General features: G+C 50.6%; 23 protein-coding genes, 3 tRNA genes, 2 rRNA genes and 1 pseudogene. 7 read left to right on the top strand and 22 right to left on the bottom strand.

Annotated features, from left to right (window positions below; genetic code table 11):
* Positions 1–3 precede the first annotated feature (3 nt).
* From HMPREF2756_RS02765 to HMPREF2756_RS02755, 3 genes are read right to left on the bottom strand one after another with little or no spacing between them, the layout of a single operon-like run.
* A complete protein-coding gene (locus tag HMPREF2756_RS02765) occupies positions 4–906 on the bottom strand; it encodes a nucleotidyl transferase AbiEii/AbiGii toxin family protein (RefSeq protein ID WP_070618056.1) in 903 nt (300 codons plus the stop codon).
* Positions 903–1,904 carry a type IV toxin-antitoxin system AbiEi family antitoxin domain-containing protein gene (locus tag HMPREF2756_RS02760; protein ID WP_070618052.1) on the bottom strand — a complete coding sequence of 334 codons (1,002 nt, stop codon included), beginning with the start codon at positions 1,902–1,904 and terminating at the stop codon, positions 903–905. The genes HMPREF2756_RS02765 and HMPREF2756_RS02760 overlap by 4 nt, the downstream gene beginning before the upstream one ends.
* A gap of 36 nt (positions 1,905–1,940) precedes the next feature.
* Complete coding sequence (locus HMPREF2756_RS02755; protein WP_070618049.1) at positions 1,941–2,645, bottom strand: type IV toxin-antitoxin system AbiEi family antitoxin domain-containing protein; 705 nt, start codon at positions 2,643–2,645, stop codon at positions 1,941–1,943.
* A gap of 342 nt (positions 2,646–2,987) precedes the next feature.
* On the opposite strand from HMPREF2756_RS02755, the pseudogene HMPREF2756_RS02750 reads away from it, so the two are divergent.
* Positions 2,988–3,735, top strand: a pseudogene (locus HMPREF2756_RS02750) (LLM class flavin-dependent oxidoreductase); the annotation flags it as partial.
* A 231-nt stretch (positions 3,736–3,966) separates the two neighbouring features.
* Here the strand turns inward: HMPREF2756_RS02750 and HMPREF2756_RS02745 are convergent.
* The 4 genes from HMPREF2756_RS02745 to HMPREF2756_RS02730 all read right to left on the bottom strand — a co-directional run bounded on the left by HMPREF2756_RS02745 (position 3,967) and on the right by HMPREF2756_RS02730 (position 7,831).
* Positions 3,967–4,245, bottom strand: a complete 279-nt coding sequence (locus HMPREF2756_RS02745) for a hypothetical protein (RefSeq protein ID WP_246825810.1) — start codon at positions 4,243–4,245, stop codon at positions 3,967–3,969.
* Between the two features lie 96 nt (positions 4,246–4,341).
* Positions 4,342–4,773, bottom strand: a complete 432-nt coding sequence (locus tag HMPREF2756_RS02740; RefSeq protein ID WP_070618044.1) for a hypothetical protein — start codon at positions 4,771–4,773, stop codon at positions 4,342–4,344.
* Positions 4,774–4,945: 172 nt separating this feature from the next.
* On the bottom strand, positions 4,946–6,688 hold the full coding sequence (locus tag HMPREF2756_RS02735) for a cation:proton antiporter (RefSeq protein ID WP_070618041.1): 1,743 nt from the start codon (positions 6,686–6,688) through the stop codon (positions 4,946–4,948).
* Between the two features lie 252 nt (positions 6,689–6,940).
* Positions 6,941–7,831 (bottom strand): biotin synthase, encoded by an 891-nt coding sequence (locus tag HMPREF2756_RS02730; RefSeq protein ID WP_070618038.1) that lies wholly within the window; start codon positions 7,829–7,831, stop codon positions 6,941–6,943.
* Positions 7,832–7,991: 160 nt separating this feature from the next.
* Between HMPREF2756_RS02730 and HMPREF2756_RS11575 the strand changes: the two genes are divergently transcribed.
* The 5 genes from HMPREF2756_RS11575 (at position 7,992) to HMPREF2756_RS02705 (ending at position 11,742) form a co-directional block, all read left to right on the top strand.
* Positions 7,992–8,585: a TetR/AcrR family transcriptional regulator gene (locus HMPREF2756_RS11575; RefSeq protein ID WP_037231446.1), complete on the top strand. Its 594-nt coding sequence runs from the start codon at positions 7,992–7,994 to the stop codon at positions 8,583–8,585.
* Positions 8,586–8,710: 125 nt separating this feature from the next.
* Entirely contained in the window at positions 8,711–10,102 is a 1,392-nt protein-coding gene (locus HMPREF2756_RS02720; RefSeq protein WP_070618035.1) for a galactokinase, read from the top strand.
* A 101-nt stretch (positions 10,103–10,203) separates the two neighbouring features.
* Positions 10,204–10,368: a ribosome recycling factor gene (locus tag HMPREF2756_RS02715; RefSeq protein ID WP_070618032.1), complete on the top strand. Its 165-nt coding sequence runs from the start codon at positions 10,204–10,206 to the stop codon at positions 10,366–10,368.
* A 230-nt stretch (positions 10,369–10,598) separates the two neighbouring features.
* On the top strand, positions 10,599–10,904 hold the full coding sequence (locus HMPREF2756_RS02710; protein ID WP_070618029.1) for a glutaredoxin domain-containing protein: 306 nt from the start codon (positions 10,599–10,601) through the stop codon (positions 10,902–10,904).
* Between the two features lie 19 nt (positions 10,905–10,923).
* Positions 10,924–11,742 (top strand): shikimate 5-dehydrogenase, encoded by an 819-nt coding sequence (locus HMPREF2756_RS02705; protein WP_070618026.1) that lies wholly within the window; start codon positions 10,924–10,926, stop codon positions 11,740–11,742.
* Positions 11,743–12,105: 363 nt separating this feature from the next.
* Here the strand turns inward: HMPREF2756_RS02705 and HMPREF2756_RS02700 are convergent, their stop codons facing one another.
* Together HMPREF2756_RS02700 and HMPREF2756_RS02695 are read right to left on the bottom strand one after the other, a co-directional pair.
* Complete coding sequence (locus tag HMPREF2756_RS02700) at positions 12,106–12,747, bottom strand: rhomboid family intramembrane serine protease (RefSeq protein WP_239668179.1); 642 nt, start codon at positions 12,745–12,747, stop codon at positions 12,106–12,108.
* A 272-nt stretch (positions 12,748–13,019) separates the two neighbouring features.
* Entirely contained in the window at positions 13,020–13,547 is a 528-nt protein-coding gene (locus HMPREF2756_RS02695; RefSeq protein ID WP_004005916.1) for a peptidylprolyl isomerase, read from the bottom strand.
* A 218-nt stretch (positions 13,548–13,765) separates the two neighbouring features.
* Here HMPREF2756_RS02695 and HMPREF2756_RS02690 point away from each other — a divergent pair, with 218 nt between their 5' ends.
* Positions 13,766–14,107 carry a hypothetical protein gene (locus HMPREF2756_RS02690; protein WP_070618020.1) on the top strand — a complete coding sequence of 114 codons (342 nt, stop codon included), beginning with the start codon at positions 13,766–13,768 and terminating at the stop codon, positions 14,105–14,107.
* A gap of 143 nt (positions 14,108–14,250) precedes the next feature.
* Here the strand turns inward: HMPREF2756_RS02690 and HMPREF2756_RS02685 are convergent, their stop codons facing one another.
* The 13 genes from HMPREF2756_RS02685 to gyrA all read right to left on the bottom strand — a co-directional run bounded on the left by HMPREF2756_RS02685 (position 14,251) and on the right by gyrA (position 22,859).
* Entirely contained in the window at positions 14,251–14,640 is a 390-nt protein-coding gene (locus HMPREF2756_RS02685; RefSeq protein WP_070618017.1) for a hypothetical protein, read from the bottom strand.
* 320 nt (positions 14,641–14,960) lie between these two features.
* Positions 14,961–15,077: ribosomal RNA gene (gene rrf / locus HMPREF2756_RS02680) — 5S ribosomal RNA — on the bottom strand.
* Between the two features lie 3 nt (positions 15,078–15,080).
* A tRNA-Ala gene (locus HMPREF2756_RS02675) sits at positions 15,081–15,153 on the bottom strand.
* Between the two features lie 83 nt (positions 15,154–15,236).
* Positions 15,237–16,280, bottom strand: coding sequence for a Tat (twin-arginine translocation) pathway signal sequence (locus HMPREF2756_RS02670; RefSeq protein WP_070618013.1), 1,044 nt, complete (start codon positions 16,278–16,280; stop codon positions 15,237–15,239).
* A 217-nt stretch (positions 16,281–16,497) separates the two neighbouring features.
* On the bottom strand, positions 16,498–16,983 hold the full coding sequence (locus HMPREF2756_RS02665) for a DUF3349 domain-containing protein (protein WP_004005920.1): 486 nt from the start codon (positions 16,981–16,983) through the stop codon (positions 16,498–16,500).
* A gap of 47 nt (positions 16,984–17,030) precedes the next feature.
* Positions 17,031–17,333, bottom strand: coding sequence for a hypothetical protein (locus HMPREF2756_RS02660; RefSeq protein ID WP_004005921.1), 303 nt, complete (start codon positions 17,331–17,333; stop codon positions 17,031–17,033).
* The gene (locus tag HMPREF2756_RS02655) at positions 17,333–18,601 is read right to left on the bottom strand and encodes an inorganic phosphate transporter (RefSeq protein WP_070618012.1); all 1,269 of its coding nucleotides are present in this window, start codon (positions 18,599–18,601) and stop codon (positions 17,333–17,335) included. Before HMPREF2756_RS02655 ends, HMPREF2756_RS02660 begins: the two co-directional genes overlap by 1 nt.
* A 412-nt stretch (positions 18,602–19,013) precedes the next feature.
* Positions 19,014–19,130 (bottom strand): 5S ribosomal RNA (gene rrf / locus HMPREF2756_RS02650).
* 3 nt (positions 19,131–19,133) lie between these two features.
* Positions 19,134–19,206: transfer RNA gene (locus HMPREF2756_RS02645), tRNA-Ala, on the bottom strand.
* A gap of 27 nt (positions 19,207–19,233) precedes the next feature.
* Complete coding sequence (locus HMPREF2756_RS11125; protein WP_115333524.1) at positions 19,234–19,347, bottom strand: DUF2648 domain-containing protein; 114 nt, start codon at positions 19,345–19,347, stop codon at positions 19,234–19,236.
* 22 nt (positions 19,348–19,369) lie between these two features.
* A tRNA-Ile gene (locus HMPREF2756_RS02640) sits at positions 19,370–19,443 on the bottom strand.
* Positions 19,444–19,638: 195 nt separating this feature from the next.
* The gene (locus HMPREF2756_RS02635; RefSeq protein WP_070618009.1) at positions 19,639–20,220 is read right to left on the bottom strand and encodes a DUF3566 domain-containing protein; all 582 of its coding nucleotides are present in this window, start codon (positions 20,218–20,220) and stop codon (positions 19,639–19,641) included.
* Entirely contained in the window at positions 20,220–22,859 is a 2,640-nt protein-coding gene (gyrA, locus tag HMPREF2756_RS02630; protein WP_070618005.1) for a DNA gyrase subunit A, read from the bottom strand. The genes HMPREF2756_RS02635 and gyrA overlap by 1 nt, the downstream gene beginning before the upstream one ends.
* Positions 22,860–22,861: the final 2 nt, after the last annotated feature.

Here is a 22,861-nt window from a genome sequence, read left to right as displayed (position 1 = left end):
ATACTAAACCCAGTCCTCCCCGTTCCAGGTTTTCCCTTGTGCATCACGTAAAATCACCGGATTCAAGAATCTTTGAGCCTCACGTACTGCATCCTCAAGACTCCGAGGAATTCCCTCAACTTTTTTACTTTCTTTTTGATACATATTCTCTGTCCAATTCTCAGGGATTAAAAATCCATCATCATATCGACTTATATTACGCTGCTGTCGTTCAGATTCTATCGCTTTCAGCAAATCACCAAAGGGTATATTATTATCAATTCCTTGCCTAGATAGAATAATAATATCCACAAGGTCTTTCACCCTAGAGCTTACCCGATTATTGGAGTATGATTGCATGGTCGCAGAAACTTTATCTGCAATATGATCAACGACTGGATATATATTAACCTTAGGAAGACTATTAACATCAACTTCGAGCGCATCAGCTAACGATTTATTTTCTTTTACTTCATGACTACCTGTAACACAGCATCCGACTACTAAATCAATATTTACATTCACCCGACCTCCACCATACAGAGGTTTAATTACCACCCGCAAAGATTGCGCTTCACGATTATTTTCCTGATGAGGCTCTCTGAGGGTTTCTACTTTCATTTGAACATCGAGTGGTGGTATAGACTTTGGGTTATTCTCCACAAATTCTATAAATTCTTTTATAGCTTGTTGAATATTTTGAGAATCGCGATAGTATAAATCAAGATCTTTAGTTGCACGAGCTGTTGAGTCACGCCAAATTAAGGCGTTGCCACCTTTGAGAAACCAGGATTCACTCGCACCACTAATAGCCCGCGCCATCACAATATCTCGATGGTATTGATCAACACGATACATCTTAGGGACACCAATATAAGCCTTGCTGTTTCCAGCAGACTGTTTACCAGACTCATAACCACGACTCATTTTTCAACATCCTTACTTGGTGAATTAGCATTAATAGAACTAGAAGTATATGATGCATTATTTTTAAGAGCCTCTCGTATAAGTTCTGATGCATTATATATATTCTTCTGATTTTTCATGAATATTTCTTTAAATGGAATCTGACGTGTAAGATTCTTAGAAATACCATCAATTAATTTTTGTGATTTGGTAATAGCGGATACATCCACATTAACTTTAGGTATCTGCATTTGAAGAATTGGTTTTATGGACTCGCTAAGAGACCTATTAATCTCCTGCATCTGTCGACTCCAGTATTCTGTAATATATTTATTCACTTCCGCAGGAAGGTATCGTTCATTCTTGGGATCAGTGGATTTTATCGCAGAAGAAATCTCAAGAGCGGGGGTGAATAGTTGCTCAAATATTTCTTCTGCCGAAATACCGTATCCATCTGATACTTTCTGTGCAGTCTCTTCTACACGATTCCAATTAATTTTTCGTTGAGCATCCACTAGGTCTCGCACCAGAGTCGTAATGTCATTGAGGTCGTAATACTCTGTGAGGAAATCACACACAAGAACAGTTGGAGACACCACCAGTATCCCATCAACCATTTCTATATCCTCATCCTCCAGATGACGGAGCCTCACGCGAATCAACTCATCACGGCTCTGTTTTCGTGTTGAGGAATAGAAATCGTAGCGATCAGTATAAAAAACCCCTGCCCCATAAACCTCAGCCGCAGCAGTATCACAAAGAATCGGACCTTCATGATTCTTGATACGCTCAACAGCCGTTTGTGCAGGTTCAAGAGACAGCCATGCAGCACGTATTTCTTGATAAGGATCACTGGGTGCGGAGGCTAGAGCATACACTCCATGCCTTAGTTGCTCTATGGCTCCCTGCTGTTTTTTACGGGTTATCATGGCACGATTCACTCCACGGGCGACCGCTTGAGCTGATGTAAAAAGCCCATGCTGTTCACCTGCAAGTTTCTCAACATCAATCCATGCCATGCTTCATATATTACATATATGTAATAAATGAAGCAACTACTGCGAGGTTTTCGGTATAAGTTTTTCGCCAGATTCCAGGTAGGAGTCCCATGCTGGGTGAGCAGAAGTCTGCGTTTGAATCCGGGTTTTAAGAAGCTCGCCTATCACCCAGGATGCGGGTGCCGAGTAGATCCTGGAAGAGTACGTGCGAACCGCATCCGCAATATCGGTCCAGTAAATCTCATAGCCCTTCTGAAGCAGCTCTTGAAGAGCGAGCGAAACCTTTTCTAAGTCACGGCCTTCCCGCAAAAAATCACAGATAAGCCGAGTTGGAGGAACCACAGGGAGGCCTTCAACAATAGTAGCTTCATGAGGCATATCTTGGCGGCGTGATAGACGGATATCCTCAAACGATATTTGTTTACGCTCCCGCGTATAAAACTCATAATGCTGCGCGTAAAAATCTCCGACCCCATAAACCTCAGCAGCAGAAGCAGAAGCGACCATAAAGTGGGGAGAACCCCACAACCTCTCCCCCGCCTTCTTCTGAGGTTCCAACGAAAGCCACGCCGCGCGAAGGTCACGGTGAATGTCCCAGCGTGCAGACGCCAAAACATAAACGCCACGACGCACCTGCTGCACAAACCCTTGGCGTACCCTACGGTGAAGGGTTGCGCGGCTAACCCCGTGGGCATCAACTTGTGCCGAGGTGAACAGCCCATACTGCTCACCCGCAAGAACCTCTACATCTAGCCATTCCATACTGAAATTATTTCATATTTGAAACAAAAACAGTATTTTATGAAGGTTTTTCCTTATCTAGAAATCACTATCTACGTCTTCAAGAAGCGCACTCGTGCACACACCCAGCAGATCAAGCACTCGATGACCGGTGCATGTTAAACCCGCTGCCCGACACCCCTCACTCCGCAAACCCCGAACAACACCCCGTAGCAACACACTCAACACACCCTAAAAATGGCCTTGACTAGGTCAAACACTCCGAGAAGACACACCGTGTCACAAATGTTTTATTTGTAAACTATTCAAGAGTAGACTGGTTGCCATACACGATGAAAACAACGTCTAGAAAGGACAAATATCATGCAGTTCGGTATCTTTAGCGTCGGCGATATCACCACCAACCCGGTCACGGGCAAGACCGTCAACGAGTACGAGCGCCAGAAGAATATCATCGAAATTGGCAAGAAGGCAGAAGAGATCGGTCTGGATGTGTTCGCCGTCGGACAGCATCACAACCCGCCGTTCATTGCCTCCTCCCCCACGACCACCCTGGCGTATCTTGCCGCGCAGACGAAGAACATCATTCTCTCCACCTCAACCACGCTCATCACCACGACCGACCCGGTGCGCATCGCCGAAGATTACGGAACCCTGCAGCACCTTGCCGACGGTCGCACAGACCTGATGCTCGGGCGCGGCAATACCGGACCGGTCTACCCCTGGTTCGGCAAGGATATTCGTGAGGGCGTGAGTGAACCTGGCGATCGAGAATTACGCCCTGCTGCACAAGCTCTGGCGCGAAGAGCGTGTGAACTGGTCGGGGCGCTTCCGCACGCCGCTCAACGGATTTACCTCAACCCCGCGCCCGCTCAACGGTGTTGCCCCGTTCGTATGGCACGGCAGCATCCGTACTACCGAAACTGCGGAGCAGGCGGCATACTACGGCGACGGCTTCTTCCACAACAACATCTTCTGGCCTAAGGAACAAACGCAGCGCATGATTGAGCTGTACCGGGAACGCTACGAATATTACGGTCACGGCAGTGCCGATCAGGCTATCGTAGGTCTGGGTGGGCAGATCTTTATGCGCAAGAATTCGCAGGATGCTCAAACGGGTAACGATTATCTCGCGTGCGGTGAGATATAGGGGTGGGCGGACTATCAAGATGCACTCACCCTTATATTCTTATTTCGGAATATATGCATGCTGACCTGGCAATATTCCATCATTGATATAAGAAAATGTAGGGGAGATTCAGTACAACAGTGCACCGAATCTCCCCTTGCTATCAGGTTTTCCGTGAGGGCGAATATACGCCACGCTTATTTTCTGAAGGTCTTATGTTCTTTTCACAGAAGCAGTATCTTTTGCCCCATTCTCCACAACCTCTGAACCATCAGGAAGATCCTCCGGCAGAGGTTCCGCGTTCATATCAGCCGACTCGGCAACTTCTTCATCAAGACGCTGCACCACCGGTTCGCCGATCTCTAGTTCTGATTCATCGGGACGTTTGAGCTGAGCGCCAAAATGAGTCAGTTGATCGCGGTTAACCAAGACAACTAATACCAAAGCGTTCAAAAAAAGACCGACGATAAAGAAAATCCAGCCGATCAGCATAAACCTTCCTCCACTGAGCACAGCACCTACTATCAGCAGTGCCGCCGAGCATAGATATGCGGGTGAGAGAAGGAATTTTGTGTTCATAACAGACCTTTAGCGAATGTTTGAGCGTGGGTAAGAGCCTCGTGAACCGTTGGGTTTTGAGGGAAGAACTCCAAGTTTACCGGCGTCAGACTCGCGGGTCGAAGACTGCGCGGCTTCATCCGATGCGGAGTTTTCTTCTTCACCATCATAAGCCCCGTCATCACCCTCAGGACTGTCATGACGCTCCGCATTTTTATCGCGCATAGCGCCCACAAGGTTATTTTCCATCTCACTTAAGCTTGTCACTAAAGCGGGCGTAGGCTCTCCTTGAGCCTTGGAAATAGTGACCATGTGTGCAAGAACATTCAATCCCAGGGCGGCAAGAACTAGAATCCATCCGAGCCACAGCAGCCATGTCTGTGAGAGGCTAATCAGCAAAGCACCGACCACGATAAGAAGTAGGGAGGTGAGATAGGCGGGCGAAAGTTTTTTAGAGTTCATGGGTTTTCACAGCTTTTCAATTATGAAGAAACGCATAAAATATTCGTACACATTATACGTTTGAACGGCGTAAAATTACTCTTAATCCAATTTTAGATGATATGAGGTCTCAAAGCATTTCATACCGTGAATTCCCCTAATTTTCACAGGTTCACGGTGTGAAAATCATAGCTTAACGTTGTTCATCAAATATGGCATTGGAAACATATGGCGAAGAAGGGGCATCCTTCACGATGGAAATAGTCGAAGTTCCCAGATGACTGCGGAGCATGTTATACCTTTCAAGAGCTACGTTTCCGGCGGGCAACGAAGGCAGAATAAAGTTATTATTCGTGCGCACATTCTCAGCCTGAACCAGAATATCCAACTTACGAATTACTCGGGAAACATCGTGGGAATCGTAACGATCCTGAGCTGAAATCACCGCACGCTGTGCCGCCATCAGCGCCGCATCACGCAGGCGAATGTACTCGCTTCGCTTATCCTTGAGCTTTTCAATATGGGGTTTATATTCCTCGGGTAGGCTTTCGATAATCTCATCGCGGCGAGTAATAGCGGTATACATGTCCTTCACGCGGGCGTAGGTCTCTGGATCAACCGTTGCCTTTGCTTCTTCCTGCAGGGCTTCCAAAGCCGCATTCTGAGCCAGTTTGAGCAGTTCGGGAACGGCGGTATCTTCCTCATGGTTCACCTGAACCTTCAGGATCCTCACCACGAACGGCAGGGTCAGTCCGGGCACCACAAGGGTAAAGAACAGAACCGAAATCATCATCACGATAGCGTCTTCGCGAGCCTGTTCCATACCGTCGATCATGGGAATAGAGAGCGCAAGAATCAGGGTCACTAGGCCGCGCATCCCCGACCAGGTCATCACGATAACCTCGGCGAAGGATTCGGGAGCACCTTCATGCACCGGGCGGGCAGCCTTACCAATCAGCCAGATGACTGTGAACCACACAAGACGAATTATCATCGCGACCACAGCAATAACGGCACCATCGACGAAGAGACCGGCAATACGCTCTGAGTTGGCTTTATAGATAATTTCGCTCGCCTGTAGACCGATCAGCCCAAAAGCAATACCGGTCATGAGCAATTCAATAATCTGCCAGAAAGATGAGGTCGTCAGACGATCCTCAGCTTCTAAGGCCACCAAATACTTAGTGCTGGTGAATTGAATTGCGGCGATCACCACGGCAATAACGCCGGATGCGTGAATATTTTCTGCCACCAGGTAGGAAGCGAAGGGAATCACAAGAGTTACGGCATTTCTCGTCACCACATCGTGGGCTCGTATACGCACATAACCGCCGATCCAGCCAAACGCAAAACCAATAATAACCGCCAGAACCGATCCTAAGGCGAAGTCTCTCATAACTTCGAGTGGTTCAATGGCGTGGTGTTCCTCCATCGAATGAATAGCAGCATGAAAGAGCACAATCGATATAGCATCGTTGAAACTACCCTCAGTCTGAAGCGTTCCAATCAAACGTCGTGGAATGCCGACAGGTTCGGCAACGGCTTCAACAGCAACGGGATCCGGAGGCGAAACTGCGGCACCGAGCGCTAGAGCGACAGCGACCGCCATTCCGGGAACCCACCACAGGGCAACACCGGCAACGGCAAGCGCAGATACCGTGGTGAGCAGTACCGAATAGAGGAGGACGGATTTCCAGCGTCGCCGGAGCGTACCCCAGGAAAATTTTACGCCGATAGCCCACAACAGCGGCGGCAGGAAAATCGGCAGAATAATATCGCTATCGATTTCAATATGGGGTCGATCGGGAGGTAACAGCAGCGCGCCAACGCCCAGGACGGTCATCATCACGGGCCAGGGAAGATTAAGGCGATCGCCAACGCTTACCATAATGACTGTTGCAAGTAGAATCAGAACTATAACGGATAAGTAGAGCATTGTCTCTCGTATCAACCCCTTGTATTTTTAGATACACTCACACTCAACTTTACCGGAGAGTCACAGGTAACAGCCCTTCTCGCAGGAGAGTTCGGGTAATGTTCACCTACAAGACGAATAACCGTAAGGTAATACTATTCCAATTTTGGAATATATCGCTTTTACCCTGCAAAGACAGGGAACCCCTTCACCAAAATCAGCCTCTGCGAACTTGGTGAAGGGGCAATTATATTCCGTGAGGGAAGCTAGATACTATGCCGACCCACAGCCGCCGGAACCGCATCCGCACCCACCAGAAGCGGCGGGTTTCGGAGTCTCAACTGGCTGAGCGGACTCGTGCCCGCCGCAGCATCCACCTTCGGAATGCGCGTGTTGTTCTGTCGAGACGGAATCGGATTCGCACCCGCCCGACCCACAGCCGCATCCGCCCGAGGATGCGGCAGGCTCGCTTTCGTGTCCGCCACAGCATCCGCCGCCATCAACGGAACCGCAGGCTGAGCCGCGTGCCTCACGGTGACCCATCAAATCAACGCCGAGCTCCGAAAGATACGCCAGGTACCCGGCGAGCGCATCGCGACTGCCCGAACCGGCGATCACAATCCCGCCGTGACGCAGTGCTTTGAGGGTTTCATTCACGAGCGGCCAACGCTCAATATCATCGGTAATGGTAATAGCACTCACAATATGCATAGCCAGAGATGCCAGCGAACGCAGCGACTCTTCGTAGCCTTCGGGAAGATGAATAACCTTATCGGGGGCGGCAAGCCGCAAGACGGAGAGGATGCGCATCAGCGTCATCGGAACCGCCTGCTGAGGTAGTTTTACGGTAATGCCGGTAGATTTCCCAGCTCCTAAAGCCACCATCCGGTCAGCGAGTTCATGAGAATCAATATCTTGGCTTATATCTAAAATTTCATAAGAATCAATAGAAATTGAACGTGTACCTAATGCTTCAGCTAATTCCTCATCTTCAGTATGAATTGCTATTACATTGCGAAATTCTTGGCGGCGAAGTGCAGATGCTGCTTCAATAAGCGCAAAATCTTGACCGTCTTCAGTGCTCAGAAGCGACTGCGCTTCATCGCGGGTCAATCCCTCTCCCCCGCTAATGCGTGCCACAAGTTCGGAATATGCGTTACTCATACCATTTATTAAACACCTACGTAAGCCTCAATTTTTACAGTTATGCCACTAGCAATTTCTATAGTTTTCTACATAAATACAATTACTTCTTCATACTCTTTACGAGAATTTATAGGTGTTTTTCATGACAGCAGAGAGATTTCACCCGTAAAATAGACGTGTGGTACTTTCTCAAGCAAAAATTTTAGACACAGCATTTGATCTTCTGGTAACCAATGGTTTAGCGGATTTGTCGATGCGCCGTTTGGCAGCTGAACTTCAAGTTGCTCCCGGCGCCCTCTATTACCATGTCAAGAATAAACAGCACCTTTTGGTGCTTCTTGCGAACTATATCTTGGATAAGAAAGCTCCAAAGGAGCTTCTTATGCCCGCGGATTCTAAGGATCCAGAGGCAGTGAAAGAGTCCTTGATCGTGCGCGGACAGGTTCTTTTCGAGACTATTTATTCTATTCCAGAATTTCCTGAAGTTATTCGCCTGGCATTGGCAACTAATCCTGAGCGGCTCAAGCCCGTGGCGGCCATTGCCTATGACGCTCAAAATATGGGGTTTGAGCCTGGGGAGGCGCTGCGCCGCGCCCGCATGCTCATTCACCTTGCCTTGAGCCTGGTGGAAGAGGCACAGGCTATTCCTGTATTGACTTCGCTGACTGCGGAAGCCGAAGAGAATCCCCTGCAGGAAATTCCTAAGCCGGTGTGTGAAGCATATACGGCTGATATTTCCACCGCGATCGATGGACTCATGCTCTCCAAATAATTCCCGCATACAGATGCATATGCATCAGCCGGGGCGCTGCCGTTGTGCAGTCGTGCCCCGGTGCGCAGCCGTGCAGATGGTATGTTGAAGAGTACCGTTTTATCGCATTGCCTGAATGGAGTTCTATGACGACCACCGCAATCCCGCAGTGGGCTTCTCTGCCCGAACATCAGGATGAAATTCAGCGGGTACGCCAAGCGTTTCGACAGACCTATGGTAAAGAGCCCGATGGGGTATGGTCCGCCCCCGGTCGTTTGAACCTCTTGGGCGAATACATCGACTTTCTGGGTGGTTCGTGCATGCCCATGCCGCTACCCTACCGTACCTACATTGCGGGGTCGCTGCGCCGAGACGGGGTGCTGCGCGCATCCTCTCTGCAGATGCCCGGAGATGAACGCACAATTGTGATTCGGGATATTCAACCCGGGCATATTAAGGGCTGGTTCACCTATGTTGCCGGTGTTGCGTGGGCGATGAATCATGAGGGTGGTCGCGATATTATGCTTCCCGGTCAGTTCGGGGCTGATTTGCTCATTAACTCGCGGGTTCCCGTGGGAGGGGGGCTTTCTTCGTCCGCCGCTTTAGAATGCTCCACAGCACTGGCACTTCTTGACCTTTCCTGCCCGCTGCGCCCCGGTTGCCCGGATACAGATGCGGTTCCTTCCGACCGCTCCCCCGATAACGATGCACTCCGGGCTCGCTTAGCGCAGGTATGCATCACTGCAGAGAATAAAGTTGCGGGTGCACATACCGGCGGACTAGATCAGACGGCATCGCTGCGGTCGAAGTCAGGTCAGGCCTTGGTCGTCGATTTCCGTGATTTTTCGATAGACCCTATTCATCTGAACCTACAGAAGCACGGTCTAAGTTTTCTTGTTGTTGATACGAATACCCCGCACGCGCTGGCGCACAATTGTTTTGCCACCCGGCGTGCCGCCTCTGAATCGTGTGCGCATGCTCTTGGTCTCACCTATCTACGTGATGCTCTCCCCGAAGATCTTTCGTGTGCACATCACGATGAGCGTGAGGCTAAAGAGTGGCGTTTGGAACTGGTAGATTCTTCGGTTAATCGTTCTCTGACAGCATTAGAGGAACGTGAGGGTCCGGCAACTTTCCCGCGCGGCTGGGTTCGCCATGCGTTTCACGATATGACACTGGTGGGGCGCGCCAGCTACCTGCTCAAACATGCGGATGAGCTGGGATATCGGGCTTTTGAAGAGACCGGGCGCATCTTTACCGAGTCCTTTATTTCGATGCGCGACGAGCTTCGCGTCTCCCGCCCAGAGATCGACACCGCAGTTGAAGCCTGCCTGACGCATGGAGCCTTAGGGGCGCGCATCGTTGGAGGCGGTTTCGGCGGCGCCGTGATGGCTCTTGTTAAAACATCCCGACTTGAGGAAACAGCTCAGGCAATAGCCCAAGCATACGCCGAACACGGGTACGCCGAGCCTCGTTTTCTACCGATGGTTGCCGGTTTTCCTGCGGATTGTGATTGGCTCTCGGAGAACTTTAGATAGATTCAACATAAATCATGTCATGATATCCTGAGGGTTGTCCTATAATCTGTACAACCTCTACACTGTGTTGTAAACAGTCACCCAAAATAAAGGAGATTCTTATGGGTTTCGATCCGAAGAACATCGTCGAGCAGGGAATCGACAAGGCAAAGGACCTCGTCAACGGCAAGGCAGGTAAGGACGTCGTCAACGACGAGCACACCTCGAAGGCCGAAGAGGTCGTCAACGAGAACGTCCAGAAGATTACCGATAAGTTCGGTAAGTAAGACTCTAGTCTTCAAAAATTCCCCGCATCATGAGAATGAATGCGGGGAATTTTTCTGTATTCAAAGGCCTTTACCAGCAGATTCGTTATTCTTTCGCCTATGCTGGAATTATTGTCGCAAACGCTCTGTTTTTGTAGTGTAAGACAGCCCGCATGCAGTCTGTTGCTTTACCCGATGGGTCACAGTAGCGGCGGCGGGCTCCCTATTGTGTTATACCTTTGGAGATCAAAATGCTCAAACGTCAGCAAGCAACCCAAGAAGACGCACGCAAAGTTCAGGAAGACGGCGGAGTCGTCATCTATTGGCGCCCTGGATGCCCCTTCTGCGAGCGCCTCGATTCGTCGTTAGGCGATCTGGGTAATCATGCAACCTGGGTCAATATTTGGGAGGATCCTCAGGCGGAGGCCCATGTGAAGAGCCTCAACGACGGCAACGCGGTTGTTCCCACGATCGATACCGGCGATATGCATTTCGTGGTGGCTGACCGACAAGCCCGCGAAAAAGCCGCAAATCTCATTCGCAACACTCTTTCCTAAACCGCCGAAGGACTCCCCTATGCCGCGTCCACCGCTGAACCGCGATACGACCCTTTGCATTTCCCTGTCTGGACGACCGTCAAACCACGGTATCAAGTTCCACAATTATCTGTACGAGAAACACGGCCTTGATTACCTGTATAAGGCGATGACAACCACGGATATTGAGGGTGCTATCGCGGGTGTGCGCGCCCTGGGTATTCGCGGATGTTCCGTTTCTATGCCCTTCAAACAAGCGGTTATTCCGCTCATGGACGAGGTCGATCATTCGGCGCAGGTCATTGGGGCGGTCAATACTATCGTCAATACGGATGGGTACCTGCACGCCTACAATACCGACGTGATTGCAGTAGCTTCCTTGCTGAAATCGCATGCCGTTGATCCTAAGCTGCCGTTTCTTCTGCGCGGTTCAGGAGGCATGGCGGCGGCCGTTGCGGGTGCCTTCTACGATGCTGGATTCCGGGCAGGCACTATTATCGCTCGCAATGAGGATGCAGGCACGGTGCTCGCACACCGGTACGGGTATGCGTGGGCGCCTGAACCCGGCGATCTTACTGCCCCAGTGATTGTGAATGTTACCCCGATCGGTATGTCTGGCGGTGCCGAGAGCGAGCAGCTGGCGTACCCGCAGCCCACGATTGAGGCGGCGGCGGTGGTATTCGATGTTGTGGCGATGCCTGTGGAAACCCCGCTGATTCGTGCCGCTCGCGCTGCCGGTCGTGAGGTTATCACGGGCGGCGAGGTGATTGCTTTGCAGGCGGCAGAACAGTTCCGTTTGTATACGGGTGTTACGCTTAGTCCCGATGACATTGCTCAGGCTGAGGCGCAGGCGAACTAGTCTGTACAAGCGTTCCTCTGGGTGCAGTTCGTTGATCGAGCTGCACCCGTTTTTTTGTAATTACACATCCTGGGTTTTAAGTTTTCCACAGGTGGGGATAGACATGGGGAAAACCTTACATACCTGTAATTTCGAGATGATAAAGCCTTCTATCCACAGGTAAAAACGGAGTACTAACAAATGTGAAATTACATCACTGTAGTTATTCACAGTGTGGAAAACTCATGTGGATAATCAAAAAATACAGGTGTTTTTCTGTGTTTTAAAGCAACCGGTGAGCCGCAGTATCCCGCCTTGTTCCCACAGGGAAACTTGGGATGCTGCGGCCCACCAAAAATTAGTTATCCACAGATTTTTTGAGTATTACCTTTGGATACTTCGTGTGCGCTGAATAATCTGAGGCGCTAAAAGCACCCCCGTGGCAAGAGCACCGACCGCAAAACCGCCCGCGTGAGCCTGCCAGGAAATCCCGGGAACGAGGAATCCAAAGGCAACGTTCACGGCGATCATAATCATAAGGGCCCGTATATTATCCCGTTCACGCAGAACCACCATAATCACCAGGTAGGCACCGATCAGCCCGAAGATACCGCCGGATGCGCCCACAACCTCCGCCGTTGGATCGTCCAGAAGAAGCACGCCGAAAGAACCGCCTACGATGGAGAGCAGGTATACGAGCAGATACCGCCACCATCCCATCATCTGTTCAAGGGCAATACCAAAGATGTAGAGGGAGAGCATATTCATCACAATATGCGAGTAATCGTTCTGTGAGTGCAAGAAACCACTGGTCAGCACGCGATAGTACTCCCCCGTGAATTCGGTGTAGTCCCATTTCAGGGCAAACATGGAATACACCCAGTACTGCGGGATGATGAGCTGAAGCAGATATACCACCACGTTAATCCCGATCAGAGTGTACGTTACGTAGGGAACGAACCTGCGCGGTGTGCGCGCCTGATATTGGCGTCCATATAGCTCTCGGTAGCAGTCAGGACAAATCATCCCAACGTCCAGATTAATTTGGCATTCCCCGCAGGCGGGACGCATGCACCGTTTACACCGTGCATAGCTCACACGGTCGGAATGCCGCAGGCAGGTGGGCTCCGTCTGAGAGCTATTTTGCTGTGGATTAGATGGGTAGTCCACGTTTTTCCTTTCATACGCTCTTACTCAATCCCTCGGTTCCCGTGGTTTGGCTCATGGATACGAGAAGAACGCAGATACGGTGAAGGACCCGTCCCGGTTGCCCAGGCGGGTCCTTTCCCAGCACGAAATTAGAGTTTCTTGATGTCGATTGAAGAAATGACGACATCCTTCACCGGACGATCCTGTGCACCGGTTTCAACGCTTTCAATAGCGTCTACAACCTTCTTTGAGGCTTCATCAGCGACCTCACCGAAGATGGTGTGGCGACCGTTCAGCCAAGGAGTCTCTGCCGTGGTAATAAAGAACTGCGAGCCGTTGGTGCCGGGGCCTGCGTTCGCCATTGCGAGCAGGTAGGGCTTAGAGAAAGAAAGCTCGGGGTGAATCTCGTCCTTGAACTGGTAGCCGGGGCCGCCAATACCCATGCCGAGAGGGTCACCGCCTTGGATCATGAAGTCCTTGATAATACGGTGGAACACCACATCTTTGTAGAGCGGAGTGTTCATGACCTCGCCGCTGCGGGGGTGCTTCCACTCTTTAGAACCGTCTGCCAGACCGATAAAGTTCTCAACGGTCAGCGGTGCATGGTTACCAAAGAGATCAACGACAATATCACCGTAGTTGGTGTGAATAGTTGCTTGAGCTGTTGCATTAGTCATAGGTCTATTTTGTCACGTTGTCTCTATGGTGCGCTAGAATCCTCGCTATCACAGCATCACGTTAAATTTAGCTTACTGAGAAAATACATGCGGTTTATCAGTAGTTTTAGGTGAGGTAAGAATTTTAACAAGCATTTTTCAGGGTAATTCCTTATGCTGAGAGGTGAACGCTTACCCGCGTACATGAGGTACTGCGGTATGACTAATGGAGGTTCACGATGTTCTTTAAGAAGCGCAAGGCTCGTAAAGCTGAGAAGAATTCGGCTGTCGTCGCCGCTATGGCCATGGCAGAGAAGGTCAATGACCTGAATATCCCCGAACATGCAGATATGTTGGCTGAGAAACTCACCGGCAAGAAAAAAGCCATGAAGAAGGCTCGCAAGGCCACCTCGAAAACCGCACGCAAAGCTCAAAAAGAATTGGAACGCATCAAGCGCAACGGCGGTAAGCGTCCCCGTAAGGGTCTAGCTCTGGTAGGTCTGGTTCTGGCTCTGGGTATTGGAGGCTTTGCCGCCTACAAGGCAGCTCGTCCGGTTAAAGACCCCTGGAAGAGCGCCTAGTTACCCTCTCCCCCATATCCGAAAAGCCATTTTCTTGATTCCCTTGTTCTCACGGCGGATCGCAGAAGATGGCTTTTCTGTTTTAAGGTTCCTCTACTGAAGTCATATAAGTCTGATGCCAAACCAACGTGCGGACACCTAATTCACTGTGTACGTCCAGTGGGTTCTAGAAGCTTTAAGATGGCAATCGAGGCGAAGAGAGCAGATACCAGCCAGAGGAGATCTCCCCAGCCGAAAGGTCGAAAGAATGCGACGCCAAAGCCCGTGATCATCGCGGATGCTGCCGCCAAGATTACCGAAGTAATCAGCGGAACACGGCGCGGCAGAAAGAAGTGGGCAGTCCATAATAGGGCCATCAGGAAGAAAATGGCAGATAGTCCTCGCCACCACGGTTCCAACTTGGCGATCCCGGTATCGTCCGAGGTGGCAACTGCGGCTACCCAGCCGATGATAACCAGTGCCACAACGGCCACGGCCATAAGACCTGAAGCCACGCGGGAAATGTCGTTATCCTTTTTCTTCATATCGGTCATCAAGGTGCTCCTATCGCCCGGGCAGGAATTCTATCCTACTGTTTACACCTGTCATGACTAGAGTCCATAGGGTGGCAACTGAACGTAGCACTGACGGATATTGGGCTGAATATTCAGCGCCGCAGCAGATATAGCCTGCTGAATTATCTGGTGAAGAAGACTATTTCGACAAGGATAAGTCATATACACAGCAGAAGGCTAGTAGGTTCGGTATCGTGCAGATATGCATTCTGACCATTAGCCCGTTTATATATGCAGCAAGCAGGTAGATATAACAAAGAGGCCTCAGACATAACGTCTGAGGCCTCTTCGGAAAACTAGTCCGGCGACAACCTACTCTCCCACACCCATCAAAGTGCAGTACCATCAGCGCAAAGAGGCTTAGCTACTGGGTTCGGAATGGAACCAGGCGTTTCCCTCTCACTATAATCACCGAAACGTGGAGGCGAGGGGACTCGAACCCCTAACCCTCTGCTTGCAAAGCAGATGCGCTACCAATTGCGCCACGCCCCCGCGGTGCTCTACTACTATAAACTACTTTTTATAACGTAAGCAAATCCAGCAGAGCGTTTCTTATGAGAAGTACATCACAAGATTTACAAGCCCCTAAAAATTGTTTCCTTCACACGAATGTGCATTTCTTTGAGCCCCTCCAGCGTAACCCTCTGTTCACGCATATACGTTTGAGCCACATCGACGAGGTCTTCGGGATTTCCATCAATAACAATAATCAGACTGTCCTTCTCCCCCGACTTACGGCTGCTGCTTTTTCCTGAGGTATCGTCCATCCAGCGTGCCGTGAAGCTCTTCAAATTATTGAATTCCTGGGTCTCCATAGCATCCTGAAGCGCCATAGTTATCAGATTCAAACGCTCGGCACCCAAAACCTGAATTGAAATATCCGCGGTAGCACCCGAAGGAACCTGAAGTTTATTGCGCTGCACGATATATTGCACTCGCATTCCCTGCGAGAACTGCGCGTTTTGCAGGGTTCGCAGATTTTCCTTGATCTTGTTCCATGCGCCCTTCGTGAGGCTTGCATCGACGTCAAGGGTATTCGAATCGTTGTCTTTTTGAATGCTCAACGTATCAACGGCATAGCGAGGTACTGAAACCCCAAGAATTGTTCCCCACTCAGCTTCGGATATTCCTTGTGGGGAAGGAATGGTCATAGCTGCTTCATTATCCGAGGGTTCAAGAGTAATGGACTCGGGGTGTCCATATTCCCACAAGGCCGAAAGAGCACGTGCGGTACCGGCAGAATCTTGTCGCCCACGACTCGTTATCGAGATACGACCAACAAGTTCAAGATCATCCTCGGAGTTATCGTCCTTGTTCCGACCCTGAATCGTAAATTCTTCGACCTTGAGATAGGTTCCGTCAATATTCTCTCGAATATCATGCTCCCATTTTTCAAGCTGTTTCCTCCGCGAAACAGTCGCCGCCGCCTCATCGCCTAATATTCCAGCACGGGCAAATTGGGGCATCATCGCAACAACGTCGGCAGCCACGATGCATCCCGCCGTCAGCAAAAGCGAGCGCCTGCTCAGAGAATTCACACGCTGAGGAACATATTTCTTCCATCCGCTAGACTGAGCATCTTTGTGTGCAACATCGTTATTTTCCGCGTTCTGCGACATTACGATATTCCTTTCACCGGTGAGTGAGATTCTACGTTTTTATCTCTACTCCCAGAATACCCAATACCGTCGCAGAAGAACTCATCAGGACTGTCTCATCCGCTTCACATCACATGAGATTACGTTAAGGCAGATTAGTATGCGCACCATAAACATTTAAAGCTGTGGGGCAAGAATTACTGCAATTCTTGCCCCACAGCTTTGTCTTCGGATTATCCTAGGCAGATTCAGCTTTTTGAGTTTCTTCTTCATGCTGCCCGGCGTTGTTTTGTTCAAGTGCCTCGTTCTGGAGTGTCACATCGGCTGCCGCAAGTTCGGCAATACGGATTTCCCCGGTAGTGGGGTCATCATAGGTGACATATTCAGGATGCCCCTCGATCTCAGTACCGTCATTTACGTGAGTCTCCGATATTAAGAAACCGTGTGCACCTAAAATTTTGGCGACTCGGTCAATATCTTGAGGGGTTGGTGTATGGTCTACCACACGACGAATGTATTCGTTAATGCGTTGGTCACTTACATACGCCTCGCCGCGAGCGGCACGCGACTGCATAAGACGACGCACAACTTCTTGAAGCTGTTCGTCAGTCAAACGCATTTTCAAAATTGCCATAACCGCTGCACGGTCTTGAACAGGAACGTCCTTCGGGTAACCGACACTGAGCCAGTCAACAACACGCGAGATGATGTTTTTATCCGGCATCGGATACCTCCTCTATACGTTCATCATATCTATCTTCAAGCATGTATTTAGTGACCTCCACCGGTCACACCAAATATATTCCACCCAAAAGTATGGAAGATGAAATCTTTGGCGACCCACAGAATGCCAATAAACACAATTCCTATGATGATAGCAAATACAACGCTCGCGGCAATCTTTGAACCGCGACTAGGAGGCTGAATCTCGATAAGTTTACCGTCTGCCGTGTACTCGGTATCCCCCGCCAGCAAGCGCATTCCAAAGGCGTAGAGTGCTGGCAAACCGGCACCTAAGAAAAGCCCGGCAAGAACAACAGGGACGATCTTTTCAAACAATTCGAAAAGAGACATTACGCACCCGCCTTTTCACGTGCCGGAGAGGGTAATTCAGGAATATCTTGATCATCGCTTTGGCGGCTCTCAAGAGTTTCGTCCTGAGTCTCCTCTGCCTTGCTGTCATTCTTGCTGTCGTTCCAATCGGCGGTCACGTTCGATGCGTCCACAGCATCCTTCTGGGAATGGCTCCACATCCAGATGCTAAAGGCCAGCAGGATCAAGAAGACAACCAACTCACCCACGTAATGAGTGTTCGTCAGGTTGTTTAGTCCCGTACCAATCAGCCACGTAATAGCACCTATAGCGGATGCGGCGGGAAGGGTAATCACCCAAGCAATTACCATACGCCCGGCAACACCCCAGCGTACTTCTGCGCCTTTACGACCCAAACCGGTACCCAGAATTGATCCGGTAGCAACATGGGTGGTCGAAAGTGCCATACCAAAGTGCGAGGAGGTCAGAATAATTGCTGCGGATGCTCCGTCGGCGGCTACGCCCTGCGGGGTATCAACTTCCACAATGCCCTTACCCAGAGTGCGGATAATACGCCAGCCACCCAGGTAGGTACCCAAGGCAATGGCTATGGCACAAGATGCTTTGACCCAGAACGGGATAGCATCGTCGTTTTTTACGGTACCGGAAGCAACTAGGGCTAGGAAGATCACGCCCATAGTTTTCTGTGCATCGTTGGTGCCGTGTGCCAAGGACATAAGGGATGCGGTGCCCACCTGACCCCAACGGAATCCGTTGGTCTTCTTATCATCAGATACCGGCGAGGCGACGCGGTATACCAGCCATGTACCCACCGTAGATACAAGAGCCGCTACAACCGGGGACATCACGGCGGGAATTACGATCTTGGAAACAACGCCTTCCCACTGCACACCATTGAGCCCCATAGCGGCAAGCGCGGAACCGATCAAACCACCGAAAAGAGCGTGGGAAGAACTGGAGGGAAGCCCAAAAAGCCAGGTCAGCACATTCCAGAGAATACCGCCTACAAGGCCAGTAAAGACGATCAACATAAGATCGGAACCGTTGGTACTGATATCAATCCTGTCAAGGTTTACCAGCCCTTTACCAACGGTTTTAGCAACCTCAACGGATAGAAAGGCACCCACTAGGTTCAGCGATGCTGACAACGCCACCGCTGTCTTAGGCTTAAGCGCACCGGTAGCGATGGAGGTCGCCATCGCGTTTCCGGTATCGTGAAAGCCGTTTGTGAAGTCAAAGGCCAGTGCCGTCAACACCACAATCACGAGGATGATAAGTTCAGTAGTCACATTTTGATTATGGAATGTCTCGCGTAAAATCTAAAGTATTCTTCCCCAAAACGAAATAACACTTAAAACAACATAAACCAACACAATGCCTGTGGGCTACAATACCTCATCTTGACCTAAAAACCCGATAAATAAAGGATATACGGATAATAAATCCACCATATATCACGAGCCTTTTCCATGGTTTTCTGTGGTTTATAGCGTTTCCTAAGATTCTCCCCAACAGCAGGTCTCCTCATGTATAACACGTGTTCATCTACTGTTCATGTAGATGTGAGGATTTTGACGCAGCGCGATTATAAGGTTTGTAGTTCCATCTAGGAAAACTAAATATTTGAGAGAATTTAGCGGAATTTTGGTAATGAAACAAAGGACCCCGAGTTCTATACTCGGGGTCCTTTTTCTAAAACTAGTCCGGCGACAACCTACTCTCCCACACCCATCAAAGTGCAGTACCATCAGCGCAAAGAGGCTTAGCTACTGGGTTCGGAATGGAACCAGGCGTTTCCCTCTCACTATAATCACCGAAACGTGGAGGCGAGGGGACTCGAACCCCTAACCCTCTGCTTGCAAAGCAGATGCGCTACCAATTGCGCCACGCCCCCGCATTAGCGGAAAATCGCTATGAAATTCTAAATGGAATCTGTAGATTCCTGCCAGGCCTGACGGACCTGCTGCGACTGAACCTTTTTGAATCCCAGAAATGCCACGATCGAGACAGCCGCAAGAACAAATAGCTTTTTCATAGCAACCTTTCATCATGGAGAGTGGGCGTACCAAGACTTGAACTTGGGACCTCTTCGTTATCAGCGAAGCGCTCTAACCGCCTGAGCTATACGCCCTCCCATTCCGGCGGAATTCTCCGCAAGAACGAAATATAACTATACAGATGTTTTACCCTGTTGCCAAATCTCTTAGATGTGCATTACAACACAGGGAGAAACCCCATAAAACCAGAAAACCGGGGGAGTATCACTCCGATACTCACCCCGGTCGATAACGCACAAAGACGGCGGTTTTAGATACTCAGGACTATCTTATGATTCGTCGCTGAGGGTCAGCGTAATACCACCCACGAGCTTAGCGGCCAAGTTATACAAAATTGCGCCGATCATACTCAAAAGCGTGAAGATAACGGTGTTAATGACCGACAGAATAGTCGTTGCCAAAGCCACCTGACCGATATTGACCATCTGGGTAATATCAATATTGGTGTTACCGGTACCCATGGAGGTTAAGATCTGGTTCACGCCAGTAAAAGCACCCGAGGCCTGCAAGAAAAGCCAGAGGATTACCGAAGCCACAATGGTCACAATGCCCAGAGCCATAGAGAGCAGGAAGACCACCTTCGCAACCGACCAGGTATCAATTCGCTGAACCACCAGACGAGCGCGGCGAATACGCGAGCGCGGAACCGGGCGGATAGACTGGCGTCGTTGTCCCTTATTCTTAGGACGCGCGCCGTTGGCGGGACGCCTCGCAGGACGCTGTTGTGATGAACCGCCAGGCTTAGATGCGTTATTTTGCCGGTTAGAAGCACTCGTACCGCCCGCAGGGGATCCCTGTGCTGCGGGTGCCGTTTGTTTTCCTGGAGCCGACCCCTGTGGGTTTGCGCTCATTAGTTACCTCCGTCTACATCGGTGGATGCGGTGGTTGGCGTATTTTCTTGCGTATCCACCACCTCGGAATTTATCACAGATTCTTCTGTGGCTTCCACCTCAGCGTCGTCTTCTTTCTGTTCATCTAGCTGGCGATCTTGGTTACGAGCAATACCAATAATGCTATCGCCCTTACCCGGCTTCGCAAAGATAACGCCCATAGTGTCGCGTCCCTTGGCAGGAACTTCGCTCACATTGGTGCGAACAACCTTACCGCTCTGCATCACCACGAGCACCTCATCGTTCTCAGATACGATCAGGCCACCCACAAGAGCGCCACGGCCTTCCACAAGCTTAGCAACCTTAATACCGAAACCGTTACGACCCTGAACGCGATATCCCTCAACATGAGTACGCTTGGCGTATCCGCCCTCGGTCACGACAAACACGAAGGACTCAGGGATAACAACCTGTGCCGAGATCAGTTCATCACCGTCACGGAACTTCATACCGGTCACGCCCGAAGTCGAACGTCCCATAGGACGCAGAGACTCATTGTTAGCGTGGAAGCGCAACGACATACCATTGCGCGAAATCAGCAGAATATCATCTTCGGGGGAGACAAGGAACGCAGAGACCACTTCGTCATCATCACGCAGGTTAATCGCAATTAGACCGGCGGTACGGTTCGTATCGTAGTCGCTCAGGCGAGATTTCTTGACCAATCCGCCCTTCGTGGCAAGAACCAGGTACTCGGCATCCTCATAGGTCTTCAGGTCCATGACCTGGGCAATATGCTCATCCGGCTGGAATTCCAAAAGGTTCGCTAAATGCTGTCCCTTGGCATCACGCCCAGCCTCTTGCAGTTCATAGCCCTTGGTGCGGTATACGCGCCCCAAGTTGGTGAAGAACAGAATCCAGCTGTGCGTGGTGGTCACGAAGAAGTGCTCCACAACATCGTCGCCGCGCAGCTGAGCGCCTCGAATTCCCTTACCGCCGCGATGCTGGCTGCGGTACTGGTCGCTGCGGGTACGTTTGATGTATCCGCCGCGGGTAATCGTTACGACGACTTCTTCCTCAGGAATAAGGTCTTCCATCGACATATCGCCGTTGAAACCGCGCAGAATCTCGGTGCGGCGGTCATCGCCGTAGCGATTCACAATCTCGCCCAGTTCCTCGGAAATAATCTCGCGCTGGCGGTCTTCAGAAGCAATAATCGCGTTGTATTCCGCAATGAGGCGCTGCAGTTCGTCGTGGCGATCCTGAATCTTCTGGCGTTCCAGAGCCGCCAGACGACGAAGCTGCATATTCAGAATTGCCTGAGCCTGCGCTTCATCAATATCCAGGAAGTCCATCAAGGCCGAACGAGCTTCATCGGCTGTGGGGGAGCGGCGGATAAGTGCAATAACCTCATCCAGAGCGTCCAGGGCCTTGAGCAGACCACGCAGAATATGTGCTTCTTCCTCAGCCTGACGCAGACGGTACCGAGTACGACGTACAATCACGTCCATCTGGTGGTTTACCCAGTGGCGAATGAAGGCATCAAGTGAGAGAGTGCGCGGAACGCCATCCACAATCGCCAGCATATTGGCGGAGAAGTTCTCCTGCAGCTGGGTGTGCTTATACAGGTTGTTGAGTACAACCTTGGGCACGGCATCGCGTTTAAGCACGATCACGAGGCGCTGGCCGGTACGGCCGGAGGTTTCATCACGCAGATCGGAAATTCCGGTGACTTTACCTTCCTTAATCAGGTCGGCAATCTTAATCGCCAGGTTATCGGGGTTTGCCTGGTACGGCAGCTCGGTCACCACAAGGCAAGTGCGCCCGTGGATCTCTTCGACATTGACAACCGCGCGCATCGTAATGGAACCACGGCCGGTGCGGTAAGCATCCTCAATACCCTTAGTACCCAAAATGGTGGCACCGGTGGGGAAGTCCGGTCCCTTAATACGCTCCATAAGAGCGCTCAGAAGCTCTTCATTCGTGGCGTTCGGGTTCTTGAGGAACCATTCCACACCTGCGGCGACTTCACGCAGGTTATGTGGGGGAATATTGGTTGCCATACCCACGGCGATACCTGAGGAACCGTTCACCAGAAGGTTCGGGATGCGCGCCGGCAGTACCGTAGGCTCAAGCGATTTACCGTCATAGTTAGGCTGAAAATCGACGGTATCTTCATTAATGTCACGCACCATTTCCAGGGCGATAGGTGCCATCTTCGTCTCGGTATAACGCGGAGCCGCAGCGCCGTCATTACCGGGGGACCCGAAGTTACCCTGACCGAGCGCCAGAGGATAGCGCATAATCCAGCTCTGGATCAGGCGTACAAGGGTATCGTAAATGGCTCTGTCGCCGTGGGGGTGGAATTGACCCATCACATCGCCCACCACGCGAGCGCACTTATTGAAGGCACGATCGGGTCGATACCCGCCGTCATACATCGCGTAGATTACACGACGATGCACAGGCTTGAGTCCATCACGCACATCAGGCAGGGCGCGACCGATAATAACCGCCATTGCATAGTCCAAGTAGGAACGCTGCATCTCGGTCTGCAGATCTACCTGTTCAATATGACCGTGGGGATCGTCAAGCACAATCTCACCACTATTTGTGGTGACCTCGATATCTGGGTTTTCGCTTTGGTTTTCTTCACTCATGA

Source organism: Rothia sp. HMSC067H10, from assembly GCF_001810635.1.
Classification (GTDB): domain Bacteria; phylum Actinomycetota; class Actinomycetes; order Actinomycetales; family Micrococcaceae; genus Rothia; species Rothia dentocariosa.
The sequence above is the reverse complement of the archived record's forward strand: the minus strand, read 5'-3'. Positions and strand labels throughout refer to the sequence as shown.